A 15,391-nucleotide genomic window follows, 5' to 3' on the forward strand; every position below is an offset into this window, starting at 1 on the left:
TGACGTGTCCCATCGTCCCCCCGAATCAATCTCAGCCGCCAAAATCCACCATCAGAGCGTGGTTTTTGCACGGCCTGCTTCGCCGGGACGACGACGAGGGGATAGCTGTCTAGCCCCTCGGCACCACCAGCGCGTCGACGATCGTGACGCCCTGCCCCTCCGGATGCACCAGCACCGGATTGACCTCAATCTCGGCGATCTCGCCTGCGTGCTGCGCCGCCAGCACTGAAATCTGCGAGATCAGCCGCGCCAGCGCCGCAACGTCAGCCGTCGGCGCGCCGCGGAAGCCGTGCAGCAGCGGCGCGGCTTTCAGCGTCTCCAGCATCGCGGCCGCCTCCTCCGGGCTCACCGGCGCCGGGCGATAGACCACATCCTTGAACAGCTCGGTCGTGATGCCGCCGAGCCCCACCATCACCATCGGCCCGAACGTCGCATCCAGCATGGTGCCGACGATGATCTCGACGCCTTTCCTGGCCATCGGCCCGACCAGCACGCCCTGGATCGCAGCATCCGGCCGCGCCTTCTGCACGGTCTCCAGGATGTCGCGATAGGCCGTGAACGCCGCGCCCTTGGCCGCGATGTTGACGCGGACGCCGCCGACCTCGCTCTTGTGCGTGATCGCGGGCGACTGGATCTTCATGACCAGCGGAAATCCGGCGCGCTCGATCGCTGCGTCGAGCCCGTCGCGATCTGTCACCAAGATCTCGTCGGGCAGCGCGATGCCGGCGGCGCGCAGCAGCGACTTGCTGTCATGTTCGGAGAGCGTCTTCGCCTTCAGATGCGCGGAGAGATCGTGCGCCGGCGGCGCCGATGCCGCCAGCTCGAGCGCGGGCTTGAAGCTGGCATAGTCCGCCAGCCGCCGCATCGCGACGACGACATGGGTCAATCCTGAGAGCACCACAACGCCCGATTTCGCCAGCTCCTGCCGCGCGTATTGCGACGGCAGCGTGTAGGAGTAGAACACCACCGGCTTGTTCTGCGCGGAGATCAGCGGCTTCAGCTCGGCCTCCTTGAACGGCATCCGCGTCTCGCTCGACAGCGATAGCACGACCAGCGTCGCATCTACTTCATCGGACGCATCGAACAGCTCGATGCTCTTCTGCAGGCCGCCGGAGGAAACGCCCTGCGCCGTGACGTCGACCGGATTGCCCGCGGCGCCGTAGGACGGCATCCATTGCTTGATCTGGCTCTGGATATCGGCGGAAAGCTCCGGCACGCGCAGGCCCTGCATCGACACGGTGTCGGCGCCCCAGATGCCGGCGCCGCCGGACACCGTCAGCACCGCGACCCGATCGCCCTTCGGCAGGGGATTGGTGGTCAACACGGCGGCAATCGTCACCGCTTCGTCGAGATCGTTGGAGACGATGAAGCCGTATTTCGCGAACACCGCATCATAGGCCGCCGACCAGCCCGCCATGCTCGCGGTGTGCGAGGCTGCCGCGCGTTCGCCGGCGCCGGAGCGGCCCACTTTCGTGACGATGACGGGCTTCCTGAGTTCCGCCGCGCGCTTCGCCGCCGCCAGGCACTTGTCGACGTCACGAATGCCTTCGATGAACAGCAGGATCACGTCGGTCGAGGCATCCTGCACCATGTAGTCGAGGAATTCGCCGGCGCCGAGATCGCTCTCATTGCCGGCGCTGACGACATAGCTGAGCGCGACGCCGAGCGCCTTGGCGCGATGATAGATCGCAAAGCCGATGCCACCGCTCTGCGCGACGATGCCGATCCGCCGTTTGCTCGCGACCAGATCGGGCACATCCGGCTTGACGTCGACGGTCGGGCTGAAGGTCGCGGCCACCTTCTGCACCTGGCTGTAGAAGCCTTCCGCGTTCGGACCGGAGATTCGCATCCCGGTCCGCTTCGCCAACGCCACGATCGCATCCTGCATGTCCGCGCTGTCGCCGCCCTCCTCGGCAAAGCCTGAGGAGATGATGACCGCGTTCTTCACGCCGGCCGCCGCGCACTGTTCCAGCGCCGGCAGCACCGCACGCGCGGGAATCACGATGACGGCGAGGTCGATCGGCGCGCCGATCTCGGCGATCGACCTGAAGCATTTCAAGCCGTCGATCTCGTCATAGTTCGGATTGATCGGGTAGAGCGCGCCCGGATAGCCGTTCTTGCGCAGCATCGCGAGCAGCCGCCCGGGAATCTTCTCGTGATCGCGCGAGGCGCCGATCAGCGCGATGCTCTTTGGGGCGAAGAAGGAATCGAGCGGATGCGGCATGGGCGTTTCCGGTTGTTGTTATTGTGAGCCACGGTATTGGATCGTTGGGGCGAGCTCAATCGTTCATCCCGCAAGTCAATCGTTCACCGTCATCCTGAGGTGCGAGCGGAGCGAGCCTCGAAGGATGGACGGCCACCAGCCGGGCTGCGCATCCTTCGAGGCTCGCCGAAGAGGCTCGCACCTCAGGATGACGGGTTGGGGAGATGTTTGTGTCTACGTAGCCCGGTGGAGCGCAGCGCAATCCGGGGACAGTCCATCCGCGGAGAGCGCAGTCCCGGATTTCGCTTCGCTTCATCCGGGCTACGAGAGCTAGGCGGTAAGACGAAACGTCACGCCGCAAAGCCGGAACTCACCGCCATCAACCGCGCAGCCCCTGGCTTTTGCGGCATCCAGCACCTTGGCCCTGTCGGCGACCTTGAACGTCAAACCGCTCATGATCTCGCTGTCGCCCTTGACGAAGCGGAAGCTGCTGTTGGGCAGCTTCACCACGGTGCCGTCGGCGGGCACGCCAACGATCGTTCCCCAATGCGCCGCCAACGCCTCGGGCTCGGGGCTCTGCATCTCGACCTCGGTCAGCGCCAAAGTCGTGTCCTTGCGGATCGACTTCTGCCAGTCCGGGCCGGCGGGCGGATATGGCCCGAGGATGTCGTCGCTGCCGTCGGTGTGGTTGAACTCGATGAAGGCGGCGCGGCAGTCGCGCGGATGCAGTTGCACGCCGTGATACGGCGCATGCGTGATCACGTTCGCGGTGCGCACGCCCATCGCATTGGCCTTGGCGCCGCGCGCGTCGGGATCCTCGCAGCAGAAGATCGCCATGTAGCCGCCGCGGCCGCCGGTCTTCTCGATGAAGCGGCCGGCCGCGGTGCCCGGCCCCGGCTGGAACGGCGCGACGACTTCCAGCAGGATGGTATCGACCGGCAGCAGCGCGTTCTCGAGGCCATATTTGGCGACATTGCCGTCGCGATAGCAGACGTCGAGGCCCATGATCGCGGAGATATCAGCGATCACGGGCTTGAGCTGCGGCGCCACCAGGCAGATCTGGCGCAGCCGCATGTAATCGGCCATGTGATTGGTCACGGCTTACTGACCCTGGAAGGTGGGCTTGCGCTTCTCGACGAACGCCTTGGCCGCTTCCTTGTGGTCGGTGGTCTCGCCGGCGCGGGTGTGGTGGATCGCCTCGCCGTCGAAGCAGGCCTCCAGCGTCATGGTCTCGGCATTGTTGATGTTGCGCTTGATGTAGCCGAGCGCCACCGACGGTCCTTGCGCCAGCGAGCGCGCGAGCTCCAGCGTCTCGGCCTCGACGTCGGCATCGGGCACCACCTTGGAGACCATGCCGAGGTGGTAGGCCTCCTGCGCCGACAGCACCGGCGACATCATGTAGAGCTCGCGCGCTTTCGCGCTGCCGAGCATCTTGGTCAGGAAATAAGTGCCGCCGTAGTCGCCGGAGAAGCCGACCTTGGCAAAGGCTGTCGTGATCTTGCAGGAGGCGCTGGCGACGCGGAGATCGCAGGACAGCGCGATCGAGAGACCTGCGCCGGCCGCAGCACCATCGAGCTGCGCCACCACGGGCTTCGGCATCGTGTGCAGGATGCGCGAGACCTCCATGCCACGGCGCAGATTGGCCATCTTGGCCTCGAACGGCAACGGCGCGCGGCCCTCTGCCATCGACTTGACGTCGCCGCCGACGCAGAAGGTGCCGCCGGCACCCCGGATCAGCACCGCACGCACCTCGGTATCGTCCTGCGCCCGCCGCGCCGCCTCGACGAGGCCGCGCGTCATGTCGGGATTGAGCGCATTGCGCCGATCCGGGCGGTTCATGGTGATGGTGAGCAGACCCTTGTCGAGGGATTGGAGAACCATCTGATTGTCGCTCATGGCGTTTTGCCTTTCGTTGTTTGTTGGTTGTTGCCTCGTCGTTCCGGGATGGTGCGCAAGCACCAGACCCGGAACCTCGAGATCCCGGGTTCGATGCTAACGCATCGCCCCGGGATGACTGCGTGACTTCGTCACTTCTTCACCAGCGGGCAGCGCGACTCCGACAGCGGCTGGAACGCCTGGTCGCCCGGCACGGTCGCGAGCAGCTTGTAGTCGTCCCAGCGGCCTTTCGATTCCGAGGGCTTCTTGACCTCGAACAGATACATGTCGTGCACCATGCGGCCGTCCTCGCGAATCCGGCCGTTCTTGGCGAACATGTCGTTGATCGGGGTCTCCTTCATCACTTTCATGACGGCGGCGGCATCCGTGGTGCCGGCCGCCTGCACCGCCTGCAGATAATGCATCACCGAGGAATAGACACCGGCCTGCGCCGAGGTCGGCACCCGCTTGGTCCGCTCCATGAAGCGCTTTGAGAACGCGCGGGTGTCGTCATTGAGGTCCCAATAGAACGCTTCCGCCAGCAGCAAGCCCTGCGCGGTCTCGAGCCCGACGCTGTCGATGTCGGTCACGAAAGCCAAGAGCGGCGAGATCTTCTGGCCGCCTTTGGTGATGCCGAACTCGGCGCCCTGCTTGATCGCGTTGATGGTGTCGCCGCCGGCATTGGCAAGCCCGATCACCTTGGCCTTCGAGGCCTGCGCCTGCAGCAGGAAGGACGAGAAATCCGAGGTATTGATCGGATGGCGCACGCTGCCGAGCACCTTGCCGCCCGACTTCACCACGACATTGCTGGTGTCCTTTTCGAGGTCCTGGCCGAACGCATAGTCCGCGGTCAGGAAGAACCAGGTGTCGAGACCGGATTTCACGGCAGCAAGGCCGGTCACATTGGCCTGCGCGAAGGTGTCGAACACGTAGTGCACGGTGTAGGGGCCGCAGGCCTCGTTGGAGAGACGGATCGAGCCCGGGCCGTTAAACATGATGATCTTGCCGCGCGCCTTGGCGATCTCGGCCGCGGCGAGCGCCGTTGCCGACGCCGCGACGTCGAAGATCATCTCGACGCCCTGGTTGTCGATCATGTCGCGGGCGATGTTGGCGGAAAGGTCGGCCTTGTTGAGATGGTCGCCGACCACGATCTCAATCTTGCGGCCGAGCACGGTGCCGCCGAAATCCTCCGCCGCCATCTTTGCTGCGGTTTCGCTGCCGGAGCCGGTGATGTCGGCATAGAGGCTCGACATATCGAGGATGCCGCCGAGCTTCAGCGGAGGCTTGTCCTGCGCCAGCGACGCATTCGCCGAGATCGCAAACACACAGGCCAACACGCCGGCCAAAACCCGTCTCATTCAAATCCTCCCTCGAAGGCCGTGCCGCATTCCATCGCCGCCGGTCCGTTTCACGCGCGCGGGATCATGCCGCATGCCATGCACAGCGGCAAGCCGCGGAGCTGACACGTGTTTTCCGCTGAACGGAATGGTCAATATGTGCGAAGATCGGTTCATGCAGATTTTATCGATGCAGATTCTACCGAGGCTGGCTCGCAGCACCCTCCTCGCGTGCACGACGTTGCTTGCTTGCGGCGCAAGCCATGCAGCGGGATGCAATTTCGAGATTCAGGGCGAAGGCCGCGTCGCCGCGGTGGTCGATGCGCGCAGCCTGCGGCTCGACGACGGCCGTGAGGTCAGGCTCGCCGGCATCGAGGTGGCGGACAAGGCGAAGGCCACCGCAACTCTGTCGGCACTGCTGGTCGGTCGCGACGTGACACTACACGGACAAGACGACACGCCGGACCGCTATGGCCGGCAGCCGGCCTACGCATTCCTCCAAGGCGGCGAGACGCCGGTACAGAGCGAACTGCTGCGCCAGGGCCTCGCGCTGGTGTCGTCCGAGATCGCCGACAAGGACTGCGCCGCGGCGCTGATGGCGGCGGAAAGAGAGGCGCGGACCGCCCGATCGGGAACCTGGGCGGAGGCCACGGTCATAAAAAACGCTGAAAGTCCGGACGATATTTTGGCCGGGATCGGGCGTTTTACGGTGGTCGAGGGCAGGGTTTTGTCCGTGCGTCAAGCGGGCGCGACGACCTACCTGAATTTCGGCCGGAACTGGACTAGGGACTTTGCTCTGACTATTTCAAGGCGCATAGTCCCTGCGTTCGAGGCGGCCGGGCTTTCGCCCAAGTCTCTGGAAAATCGCAGGATTCGTGTCCGAGGCTGGGTGGAAGCACGACGTGGGCCGCGAATCGAGTTGCTCCGGGTGGGGCAGATTGAACTGCTCGGCGGGAACTAGGGGGCCTTTGGCCACACCCCGGCCGATTCATGAGACAATTTGTGAGTTTTTGACGTGATTGAGCGCGCAGGACGGCGTGAAGATGGGACTGGCCGCCGTCTTTCGGCAGCGCCTGTGCTCGTCTGCGCGGCCCTGACGCTGTCGGCCTGCGGCAATGTCGGCCGATTCGAGCAGGTCACGCCCACTGCAACAGCGGCGCCGGTGAAGCCGAATCGGGTGGTGCAGCAGACCCCCAACAGCGAGCGCGAGCACGAGCGGATCCTGTCGTCCTATGGCGGCGCCTATGACGACCCCAAGCTCGAGGCCCTGATCAGCAAGACCGTCGAGCGGCTGGTCGCCGCCTCCGAACGGCCCGACCAGGCCTACAAGGTCACGATCCTCAATTCCGGCGCGGTGAACGCCTTCGCGCTGCCGACCGGCCAGCTCTACGTCACGCGCGGCCTGATCGCGCTCGCCAGCGACACCTCCGAGCTCTCCTCGGTGCTGAGCCACGAGATGGCGCATGTGCTGGCCAAGCACGCTGCGATGCGCGAGGACCAGGCGCGCCAGGCGGCGGTGGTGACGCGCGTCGTCACCGACATGAGCACCGATCCCGATCTCACGGCGCTGGCGCTCGCCAAGACCAAGCTGACGATGGCGAGCTTCTCGCGGCAGCAGGAGTTCGAAGCCGACGGCATCGGCGTCGGGATCGCCGCGCGCGCGCATTTCGATCCCTATGGCGCGTCGCGCTTCCTGACCGCGATGGAGCGCAACGCCGCGCTCAAGATCGGCAAGACCGCGCTCGATCCGCGCGCGCAGGACTTCACCTCGTCGCATCCGGCAACGCCCGAGCGCATCAACAATGCGCAGACCACCGCGCGGCAATATTCGTCGCCCGAGAGCAACGAGCGCGACCGCGAGACCTATCTCGCCGCGATCGACAACATCGTCTATGGCGAGGATCCCAGCGAAGGCTTCGTGCGCGGCCGCAGATTTCTGCATCCCAAGCTCGGCTTCACCTTCACCGCACCTGATAATTTCACGCTCGACAACACCGCGCAGGCGGTGATCGGCGTGCGCGAGGGCGGCAGCCAGGCGATGCGCTTCGACGTGGTGCGGGTTCCGGCCGAACAGACGCTCGGCGACTATCTGAACTCCGGCTGGATGGAAGGCGTCGAGAGATCCTCGACCGAGGACCTCAACATCAACGGCTTTCCGGCAGCCTCGGCCACCGCGCATGGCGACCAGTGGCAGTTCAAGGTCTACGCACTGCGCTTCGGCAGCGACGTCTACCGCTTCATCTTCGCCGCCAAGCAGAAATCCACCGAGAGCGAGCGCAACGCGCGCGAGACCGTCAATTCATTCCGTCGCCTGACCCTCGACGAGATCCAGGCCGCGCGCCCGCTGCGCATCAAGGTCATCAACGTGCAGCCCGGCGACACCGTCGAATCGCTGTCACACCGCATGGCCGGCGTCGATCATCCAGCCGAGCGCTTCCGGGTGCTCAACGGCCTCGACGCCCACGCCCAGGTGAAGCCGCGCGACCGCGTCAAGATCGTGGTGGATTGAGGCTGCACGCACCCTCACCACTGTCGTCCCGGCGAAAGCCGGGACCCATAACCACAATTATCGATTGATGGAAAAAGCTGGGGCCACGGCGCGTTCGAACAACGCAACCCTGTGGTTATGGGTCCCGGCCTTCGCCGGGACGACGGGTGGAGAAGGTTGGTACCCTACTTCGCCTTCTCCTTGAGGAAGGCGATGATGTCGGCCCGATCCTTCGGATCCTGAACCTCGTAGAACATCTTGGTGCCCGGAACCATCGCGTCGGGACCGGTCAGCCATTTGTCGAGATTGGCCTCGGTCCACACGATCTTGGAGTCCTTCAGCGCCGGCGAGTAATTATAGCCCGCGACCGAGCCGGCGAGGCGGCCGACGACCCCCTTGTGCATCGGCCCGACGTCGTTCTTCTCGATCGAATGGCAATCGCCGCAGCCCTGGTACAGGGTGGCGCCACGCGCGGCATCGCCCGCCGCACGGGCGCTGTTCAGGGCGAGCAGGATCGCGATCGCCGCCATTGCGGCTGTTTTGGCGTGCCGCGGCGCCAGGACGCCTGCGATCGAACGGATGGTCATTCCCGGGGTCTCCTGTTGGTCACCGCAACAGGAGCAGCCTGACCGGCGATCTATTCCCGGAAATTCCGCGGGTTCCCAATTGTGCTGGACGCGAGCCGGATCGATCGCTGAGAATGGCAGTTGTTGCTGAAGTTTATTCCCGCCCGCGTGGAATATCCGCGCGGCCCCGCCGATCTCGATTCGCAGCTGCCACCTCCGCAGCGGCGCCAGGCTATTGGAGCATCCCCAGTGTTTCGCAATCGGCTCGGCGCCGTCGCTCGACTTGCCGGACTCGCGTGCATGCTGCTCGCTGCGCTCACAGCCGCAGCAGCCACCACCGCCGCACGCGCGGACGGCTGCCCCAAGCCGAGCGACGAAATTGCGACCGACCGGCCCGACGTCACCAATTCAAGTATCGTCGTGCCGGTCGGGAGCCTGCAGAGCGAGAACGGCGTCAACCTGACCGGCCGCGACGCCGGCCGCAGCATCGACGGCAGCAACAGCCGCTGGCGGCTCGGGATTGCGCCCTGCCTCGAGGTTCTGGTCGACCTGCCGACCTGGTTCGGCAGCGTGAAATCGCCCGGCGTCTCGGGCTTCTCCGACGTCGCGCCCGCGATCAAATGGCAAATCAGCCCGCTGCCGGGGAAGATCGACCTGTCGATCACCGCCGGCGTCGCGCTGCCGACCGGCGCGGCTGCGATCGCCGGGCGCGGCGCGCAGCCCTACATCCAGCTGCCATGGTCATGGGAGTTGCATGACGGCTGGGGCGTCAGCGGCATGTTCACGGAGTTCTTCCGCCCCGCCGAACTGACCGGCCAGCACATGTCGGAAGCGACGTTCGTGATCGAGAAGAAGCTGACCGAGCGGATCAGCATGTTCACCGAATATGTCGGCGACTGTCCCGACGGCGCGCGGCCGACCCAGCTGATCAACTCCGGCGGCGTCTACCGGATCACGCCGACCCAGCAGGTCGACCTCCACGTCGCGTTCGGGCTCAACCGCAACTCGCCGAACTACATCGTCGGCCTGGGCTATTCGTTCCGCGTCGACGGGCTGTTTCGGTAGCGAGGGTCCGTAGCCCGGATGGAGCGTAGCGCAATCCGGGGAGGACTATCCGCGGTGAAAGCGGTCCCGGATTTCGCTTCGCTGCATTCGGGCTACAAGAGAGACGAGAGGCGCGAGATCAGCCTTCCGCTTCGCGCAGGCCGCTCAGCCACAGCGCCAGCAGCGTCCACACCGCGCCCGACAACAGATACGCACCGGCCGAGATCAGGCCGAAATGCGTCGCCAGCAAGAGCGCGGCGAGCGGCGCGAAGCCGGCGCCGAACAGCCAGGCGAAATCCGAGGTCAGCGCCGAGGCGGTGTAGCGATAGGTCCGCGCGAAGTTCGAAGCGATCGCGCCCGACGACTGGCCGAACGACAGGCCGAGCAGCACGAAGCCGAGCACCATGTACACCGTTTCGCCGAACGCACCGGCATCGAGCAGCTGCGGGGCGAAGCCGCTGTAGACCGCGATCGCGACCGCCGAGCCCAGCAGCAGCGGCTTGCGCCCGACGCGGTCGGCGATCATGCCGGAGGCGATGATCGCGGCGACGCCGACCATGGCGCCGATCATCTCGATGATGAGGAAGCGCACCGGGCTTTCCTTGGTGAACAGGAACACCCAGGACAGCGGAAACACCGTGACCATGTGGAACAGGGCGAAGCTCGCCAGCGGCGCAAACGCGCCGAGCAGGATGTTGCGGCCCTCCTGCGCGATGGTCTCGCCGACCCGCGCCGGCTCGAGGTCGCGGCTCTCGAACAGCTCGGAATACTCGTCGGTCGCCACCATGCGCAGCCGCGCGAACAGCGCCACCACGTTGATGGCGAAGGCGACGAAGAACGGATAGCGCCAGCCCCAGTCGAAGAAATCATCCGCCGAGAGGTTGCCGGCGAAGAACGCGAACAGCGCGCTCGCCACGATCAGCCCGAGCGGCGCGCCGAGCTGCGGCACCATCGCGTACCAGCCGCGCTTGTTGGCCGGCGAATTCATCGCGAGCAGCGAGGCGAGCCCGTCCCACGCGCCGCCCCAGGCGATGCCTTGCAGCACGCGCGCGGCAGCGAGCAGCCAGATCGCCGCAACGCCGATCGTGTCGTAGCCGGGAAGGAAGGCGAGCGCGACCGTTGCGGTGCCGAGCAAGAACAGCGCGATAACGAGCTTGGCGCCCTTGCCGTGGCGACGGTCGACGGCCATGAAGATGACGGTGCCGAGCGGCCGCGCGGCAAACGCCAGCGCGAAGATGCCGAACGAATAGAGCGTGCCGGTCAGTTCATTGACGAACGGAAACACCAGCTTCGGGAACACGATCACCGAGGCGATCGCATAGACGAAGAAGTCGAAGAACTCCGACGTGCGTCCGATGATGACGCCGATCGCGATTTCGCCGGGTTTCGCCTGCCCGTGACCTGACGCGGTCGGGGTGCCGTGAGCCATTGCTGGGGCCTGTGCCATCGCCGGAGAACCGTCCTTTGGAGCATGACCCGGAAAAGTGGAAACCGGTTTTCCGAACCGCATGCTCAAGCAAGAGATGAGGCCACGGGCACTTTGCCACGCGGTCCACCTCACCTTCTGAGCTTCTATCCCGCAGTGCAACATTGGACAAATTGTCCAATGTCAACTTTGCTGCATCGCAGCTACCCCTTGGCGGAACTCATAAAATTCCAGTGGGGTGAGCCGTGCGCGCCTTGAAATTATTGGCCTTATTGCCGTTCGCGGCCCTTCTTGGCGGGTGCGATTTCGTCGTCCTGGCCCCTGCCGGCGACGTCGCCGTCCAGCAGCGCGACCTCGTCGTGATCTCCACCGTCCTAATGCTCATCATCGTGCTTCCGGTGATGGCGCTGACCGTCTTCTTCGCCTGGCGCTACCGCCAGTCCAACACCCAGGCCCCCTATGAGCCGGAGTGGGATCACTCCACCCAGCTCGAGCTCGTGATCTGGTCGGCGCCGCTGCTGATCATCATCTGCTTGGGTGCGCTGACCTGGATGGGCACCCACCTGCTCGATCCCTACCGCTCGCTCGGCCGCATCGCCGCCGACAAGCCGATCGAAAGCAAGGACGCCCCGCTCAATGTCGAGGTGGTCGCGCTCGACTGGAAGTGGCTGTTCATCTACCCGGATTACGGCGTCGCCGCCGTCAACGAGCTCGCGGCTCCCGTCGACCGCCCGATCCGCTTCCGCATCACGGCGTCGTCCGTGATGAACTCGTTCTACGTCCCCGCCCTTGCCGGCCAGATCTACGCGATGCCCGGGATGGAGACCAAGCTGCACGCGGTCGCCAACAAGGCGGGCACCTTCCGCGGCTTCTCCGCCAATTACAGCGGCGCCGGCTTCTCCGGCATGCACTTCGAGTTCAAGAGCCTGTCGAACGCCGATTTCGACAAGTGGATCGGCACCGCCAAGACCAGCGCCAACATGCTCGGCCGCACCGACTATCTGCAGCTCGAGCGTCCGAGCCAGAACGATCCGGTCCGGCTCTACCGCTCGGTCGATCGCGATCTCTACAAGGCGATCCTCAACATGTGCGTCGAGCCCGGCAAGATGTGCATGAGCGAGATGATGGCAATCGACGCCAAGGGCGGCCTCGGCCGCGAAGGCTTCAACAACACGCTGCCGCTCACTTACGACAAATACGCCCGCCGCGGCGCGCCGCTCGGCACGGAGCCGACCTTCGTCGCCGGCATCTGCTCGATGGATGAGATCAAGGACGCGCCGTCGCGCGAGGTCACGGCGCCGCTCGATTTGACGCCGCTGCGCGGCTTCGGGCTGAAACGCCCGCCGTTCTCGCCCGCGTCATCGACGTCCTTGCTGCTCGGCCAGCGTCCGAAATCAGAGTCCTGAGGAGGACCGCATGAATCCCGATCTCGTCAAGATGATCTTCGGCCGCCTCAATCTGGAAGCGCTGCCGCTGCATGAGCCGATCCTGGTCGGCACCTTCGCGGTGGTGGCGACCGGCGGCCTCGCGCTGTTCGCCATCGTCACCTACTTCCGGCTCTGGAGCTATCTGTGGCGCGAGTGGTTCACCACCGTGGACCACAAGCGCATCGGCATCATGTACATGATCCTCGGCATCGTGATGCTGCTGCGTGGCTTCGCGGACGCGCTGATGATGCGCCTGCAACAGGCGATCGCCTTTGGCGGCTCCGACGGCTACCTGCCGGCGCATCACTACGACCAGATCTTCACCGCCCACGGCGTGATCATGATCTTCTTCGTGGCAATGCCGCTGGTGACCGGCCTGATGAACTACGTGGTGCCGCTGCAGATCGGCGCCCGCGACGTCTCCTTCCCCTTCCTCAACAATTTCAGCTTCTGGATGACGGTCGGCGGCGCCGTGCTGGTGATGATGTCGCTGTTCGTCGGCGAATTCGCCCGCACCGGCTGGCTCGCCTACCCGCCGCTCTCGAACATCGGCTACAGTCCAGACGTCGGCGTCGACTACTACATATGGGGACTACAGGTCGCCGGCGTCGGCACCACGCTATCGGGCATCAACCTGATCTGCACCATCGTCAAGCTGCGCGCGCCGGGCATGACGATGATGAAGATGCCGGTGTTCACCTGGACCTCGCTCTGCACCAACGTCCTGATCGTCGCCTCCTTCCCGGTCCTGACCGCTGTGCTGGCGCTGCTGTCGCTCGACCGTTACGTCGGCACCAACTTCTTCACGAACGACTTCGGCGGCAACCCGATGATGTACGTGAACCTGATCTGGATCTGGGGCCATCCCGAGGTCTACATCCTGGTGCTGCCGGCCTTCGGCATTTTCTCCGAGGTGACCGCGACGTTCTCCGGCAAGCGGCTGTTCGGCTACACCTCGATGGTCTACGCCACGGTCGTCATCACCATCCTGTCCTACCTGGTCTGGCTGCACCACTTCTTCACGATGGGCTCCGGCGCCAGCGTGAACTCGTTCTTCGGCATCACCACCATGATCATCTCGATCCCGACGGGCGCGAAGATGTTCAACTGGCTGTTCACGATGTATCGCGGCCGCATCCGCTTCGAGCTACCGATGATGTGGACGGTGGCGTTCATGCTGACCTTCGTGATCGGCGGCATGACCGGCGTGCTGCTCGCGGTGCCGCCGGCCGATTTCGTGCTGCATAACAGCCTGTTCCTGATCGCGCATTTCCACAACGTGATCATCGGCGGCGTGCTGTTCGGTCTGTTCGCCGGCATCAACTACTGGTTCCCGAAGGCGTTCGGGTTCAGGCTCGATCCGTTCTGGGGCAAGCTGTCGTTCTGGTTCTGGGTCGTCGGCTTCTACTTCGCCTTCATGCCGCTCTACGTGCTCGGCCTGATGGGCGTGACGAGGCGGCTCCGCGTGTTCGACGATCCGTCCTTGCAGATCTGGTTCATCATCGCGGGCTTCGGTGCCTTCCTGATCCTGCTCGGCATCGGCGCGATGCTGGTGCAGTTCGCGGTCAGCATCCTCAAACGCGAGCAGCTGAAGGACACCACCGGCGATCCCTGGAACGCGCGCACGCTGGAATGGGCGACCTCGTCGCCGCCGCCGGACTACAACTTCGCGTTCACGCCCGTCGTCTACGACAACGACGCCTGGTGGGACATGAAGCGCCGCGGCTACAAGCGTCCGCTGACCGGCTTCAGGCCGATCCACATGCCGTCCAACACCGGCACCGGCATCATCCTCGCCGGCCTCGCCACCGCGATGGGGTTCGGCCTGATCTGGTACATCTGGTGGCTCGCCGCCGTCAGCTTCGTTGCGCTGCTCGCGGTCGCGATCGGCCACACCTTCAACTATCACCGCGACTTCCACATCCCGGCGGATGAGGTGGTGCGGACCGAAGATGCGCGGACGCGCGTTCTCGCCGCGGGAGCCCAGACATGAGCGTAGCAACCAGCCAAATCTCCATCCAAGGCTCCGAGCCGATCTTCCACGTCATCGACGAGCACGATCATCCGGAAGGCGCCAGCACCATGCTGGGCTTCTGGATCTACCTGATGAGCGACTGCCTCATCTTCGCGATGCTGTTTGCGACCTATGGCGTGCTCGGCGGCAACTATGCCGCCGGCCCGGCGCCGAAGGACCTGTTCGACCTCAAGCTGGTCGCGCTCAACACCACGATGCTGCTGCTCTCCTCGATCACCTATGGCTTTGCCATGCTGACGATGGAGAAGTCGAAGATCGGCCAGACGCAGCTCTGGCTCGCGATCACCGGACTGTTCGGCCTCGCCTTCCTCGGCATCGAGCTCACCGAGTTCGCCCACATGATCCATGAGGGCGCGACGCCGCAGCGCAGCGCCTTCCTGTCGTCGTTCTTCACGCTGGTCGGCACCCACGGCCTGCACGTCACCTTCGGCCTGGTCTGGCTGGTGACGCTGATGGTGCAGACCGCGCGCTTCGGCCTGACCACAGCCAACCGGCGCCGACTGATGTGCCTCTCGATGTTCTGGCACTTCCTCGACGTGGTCTGGATCGGCGTCTTCACCTTCGTCTACCTCCTGGGAATGCTGCGATGACAACAGACTCTCACGCCGAATCTCAGATCTTGCACTCCGACGGCGGTCACGGCCATGATGACCATGGCGGCGCCGCCCACGGCTCGCTGAAGAGCTATCTGATCGGCTTCGGCCTCTCGGTGATCCTCACCGCGGTGCCGTTCTGGCTGGTGATGACGGGAACCATCGCCGACAAGGCGGTCACCGCACTGATCGTGCTGGTGCTCGCAGCGGTGCAGATCGTCGTGCACATGGTGTACTTCCTGCACATGAACACCCGGTCCGAGAACGGCTGGACCATGATGGCGATGATCTTCACCGTGGTCATGGTGGTGATCGCGCTGACCGGCTCGCTGTGGGTCATGCATCATCTCAACATCAACATGATGCCGATGCACGACATGAGCCAGATGCCGTGACG

General features: G+C 64.8%; 13 protein-coding genes. 7 read left to right on the plus strand and 6 right to left on the minus strand.

What is annotated here, in order from left to right; genetic code table 11:
* Nucleotides 1-109: 109 nt before the first annotated feature.
* The 4 genes from QMZ05_RS20585 to QMZ05_RS20600 all read right to left on the minus strand — a co-directional run bounded on the left by QMZ05_RS20585 (nt 110) and on the right by QMZ05_RS20600 (nt 5,436).
* Complete coding sequence (locus tag QMZ05_RS20585) at nt 110-2,224, minus strand: acetate--CoA ligase family protein (RefSeq protein ID WP_353702392.1); 2,115 nt, start codon at nt 2,222-2,224, stop codon at nt 110-112.
* Between the two features lie 309 nt (nt 2,225-2,533).
* On the minus strand, nt 2,534-3,289 hold the full coding sequence (locus QMZ05_RS20590; protein WP_353702393.1) for a hypothetical protein: 756 nt from the start codon (nt 3,287-3,289) through the stop codon (nt 2,534-2,536).
* Between the two features lie 15 nt (nt 3,290-3,304).
* Nucleotides 3,305-4,099, minus strand: coding sequence for an enoyl-CoA hydratase (locus QMZ05_RS20595; RefSeq protein ID WP_353702394.1), 795 nt, complete (start codon nt 4,097-4,099; stop codon nt 3,305-3,307).
* A 131-nt stretch (nt 4,100-4,230) separates the two neighbouring features.
* The gene (locus QMZ05_RS20600; RefSeq protein ID WP_353702395.1) at nt 4,231-5,436 is read right to left on the minus strand and encodes an ABC transporter substrate-binding protein; all 1,206 of its coding nucleotides are present in this window, start codon (nt 5,434-5,436) and stop codon (nt 4,231-4,233) included.
* A 154-nt stretch (nt 5,437-5,590) separates the two neighbouring features.
* Here QMZ05_RS20600 and QMZ05_RS20605 point away from each other — a divergent pair, with 154 nt between their 5' ends.
* Together QMZ05_RS20605 and QMZ05_RS20610 are read left to right on the plus strand one after the other, a co-directional pair.
* Nucleotides 5,591-6,376: a thermonuclease family protein gene (locus tag QMZ05_RS20605; protein WP_353702396.1), complete on the plus strand. Its 786-nt coding sequence runs from the start codon at nt 5,591-5,593 to the stop codon at nt 6,374-6,376.
* A gap of 114 nt (nt 6,377-6,490) precedes the next feature.
* A complete protein-coding gene (locus QMZ05_RS20610) occupies nt 6,491-7,924 on the plus strand; it encodes a M48 family metalloprotease (RefSeq protein WP_353702397.1) in 1,434 nt (477 codons plus the stop codon).
* A 164-nt stretch (nt 7,925-8,088) separates the two neighbouring features.
* On the opposite strand, the gene QMZ05_RS20615 is transcribed toward QMZ05_RS20610, so the two are convergent.
* Nucleotides 8,089-8,490, minus strand: coding sequence for a c-type cytochrome (locus QMZ05_RS20615; protein WP_050426474.1), 402 nt, complete (start codon nt 8,488-8,490; stop codon nt 8,089-8,091).
* Between the two features lie 279 nt (nt 8,491-8,769).
* On the opposite strand from QMZ05_RS20615, the gene QMZ05_RS20620 reads away from it, so the two are divergent.
* Entirely contained in the window at nt 8,770-9,534 is a 765-nt protein-coding gene (locus tag QMZ05_RS20620) for a transporter (RefSeq protein ID WP_353702398.1), read from the plus strand.
* Between the two features lie 118 nt (nt 9,535-9,652).
* Here the strand turns inward: QMZ05_RS20620 and QMZ05_RS20625 are convergent, their stop codons facing one another.
* Nucleotides 9,653-10,942: an MFS transporter gene (locus QMZ05_RS20625; protein WP_353702399.1), complete on the minus strand. Its 1,290-nt coding sequence runs from the start codon at nt 10,940-10,942 to the stop codon at nt 9,653-9,655.
* Nucleotides 10,943-11,184: 242 nt separating this feature from the next.
* Here QMZ05_RS20625 and cyoA point away from each other — a divergent pair, with 242 nt between their 5' ends.
* From cyoA to cyoD, 4 genes are read left to right on the plus strand one after another with little or no spacing between them, the layout of a single operon-like run.
* Nucleotides 11,185-12,345, plus strand: coding sequence for a ubiquinol oxidase subunit II (cyoA, locus tag QMZ05_RS20630; RefSeq protein WP_353702400.1), 1,161 nt, complete (start codon nt 11,185-11,187; stop codon nt 12,343-12,345).
* A 10-nt stretch (nt 12,346-12,355) separates the two neighbouring features.
* The gene (gene cyoB, locus QMZ05_RS20635; RefSeq protein WP_353702401.1) at nt 12,356-14,359 is read left to right on the plus strand and encodes a cytochrome o ubiquinol oxidase subunit I; all 2,004 of its coding nucleotides are present in this window, start codon (nt 12,356-12,358) and stop codon (nt 14,357-14,359) included.
* Nucleotides 14,356-14,991: a cytochrome o ubiquinol oxidase subunit III gene (cyoC, locus tag QMZ05_RS20640; RefSeq protein WP_353702402.1), complete on the plus strand. Its 636-nt coding sequence runs from the start codon at nt 14,356-14,358 to the stop codon at nt 14,989-14,991. Before cyoB ends, cyoC begins: the two co-directional genes overlap by 4 nt.
* Nucleotides 14,988-15,389 (plus strand): cytochrome o ubiquinol oxidase subunit IV, encoded by a 402-nt coding sequence (gene cyoD, locus QMZ05_RS20645; RefSeq protein WP_353702403.1) that lies wholly within the window; start codon nt 14,988-14,990, stop codon nt 15,387-15,389. Before cyoC ends, cyoD begins: the two co-directional genes overlap by 4 nt.
* Nucleotides 15,390-15,391 lie beyond the last annotated feature (2 nt).

This window comes from Bradyrhizobium sp. INPA03-11B (genome assembly GCF_040446015.1).
Classification (GTDB): Bacteria; Pseudomonadota; Alphaproteobacteria; order Rhizobiales; family Xanthobacteraceae; genus Bradyrhizobium; species Bradyrhizobium macuxiense_A.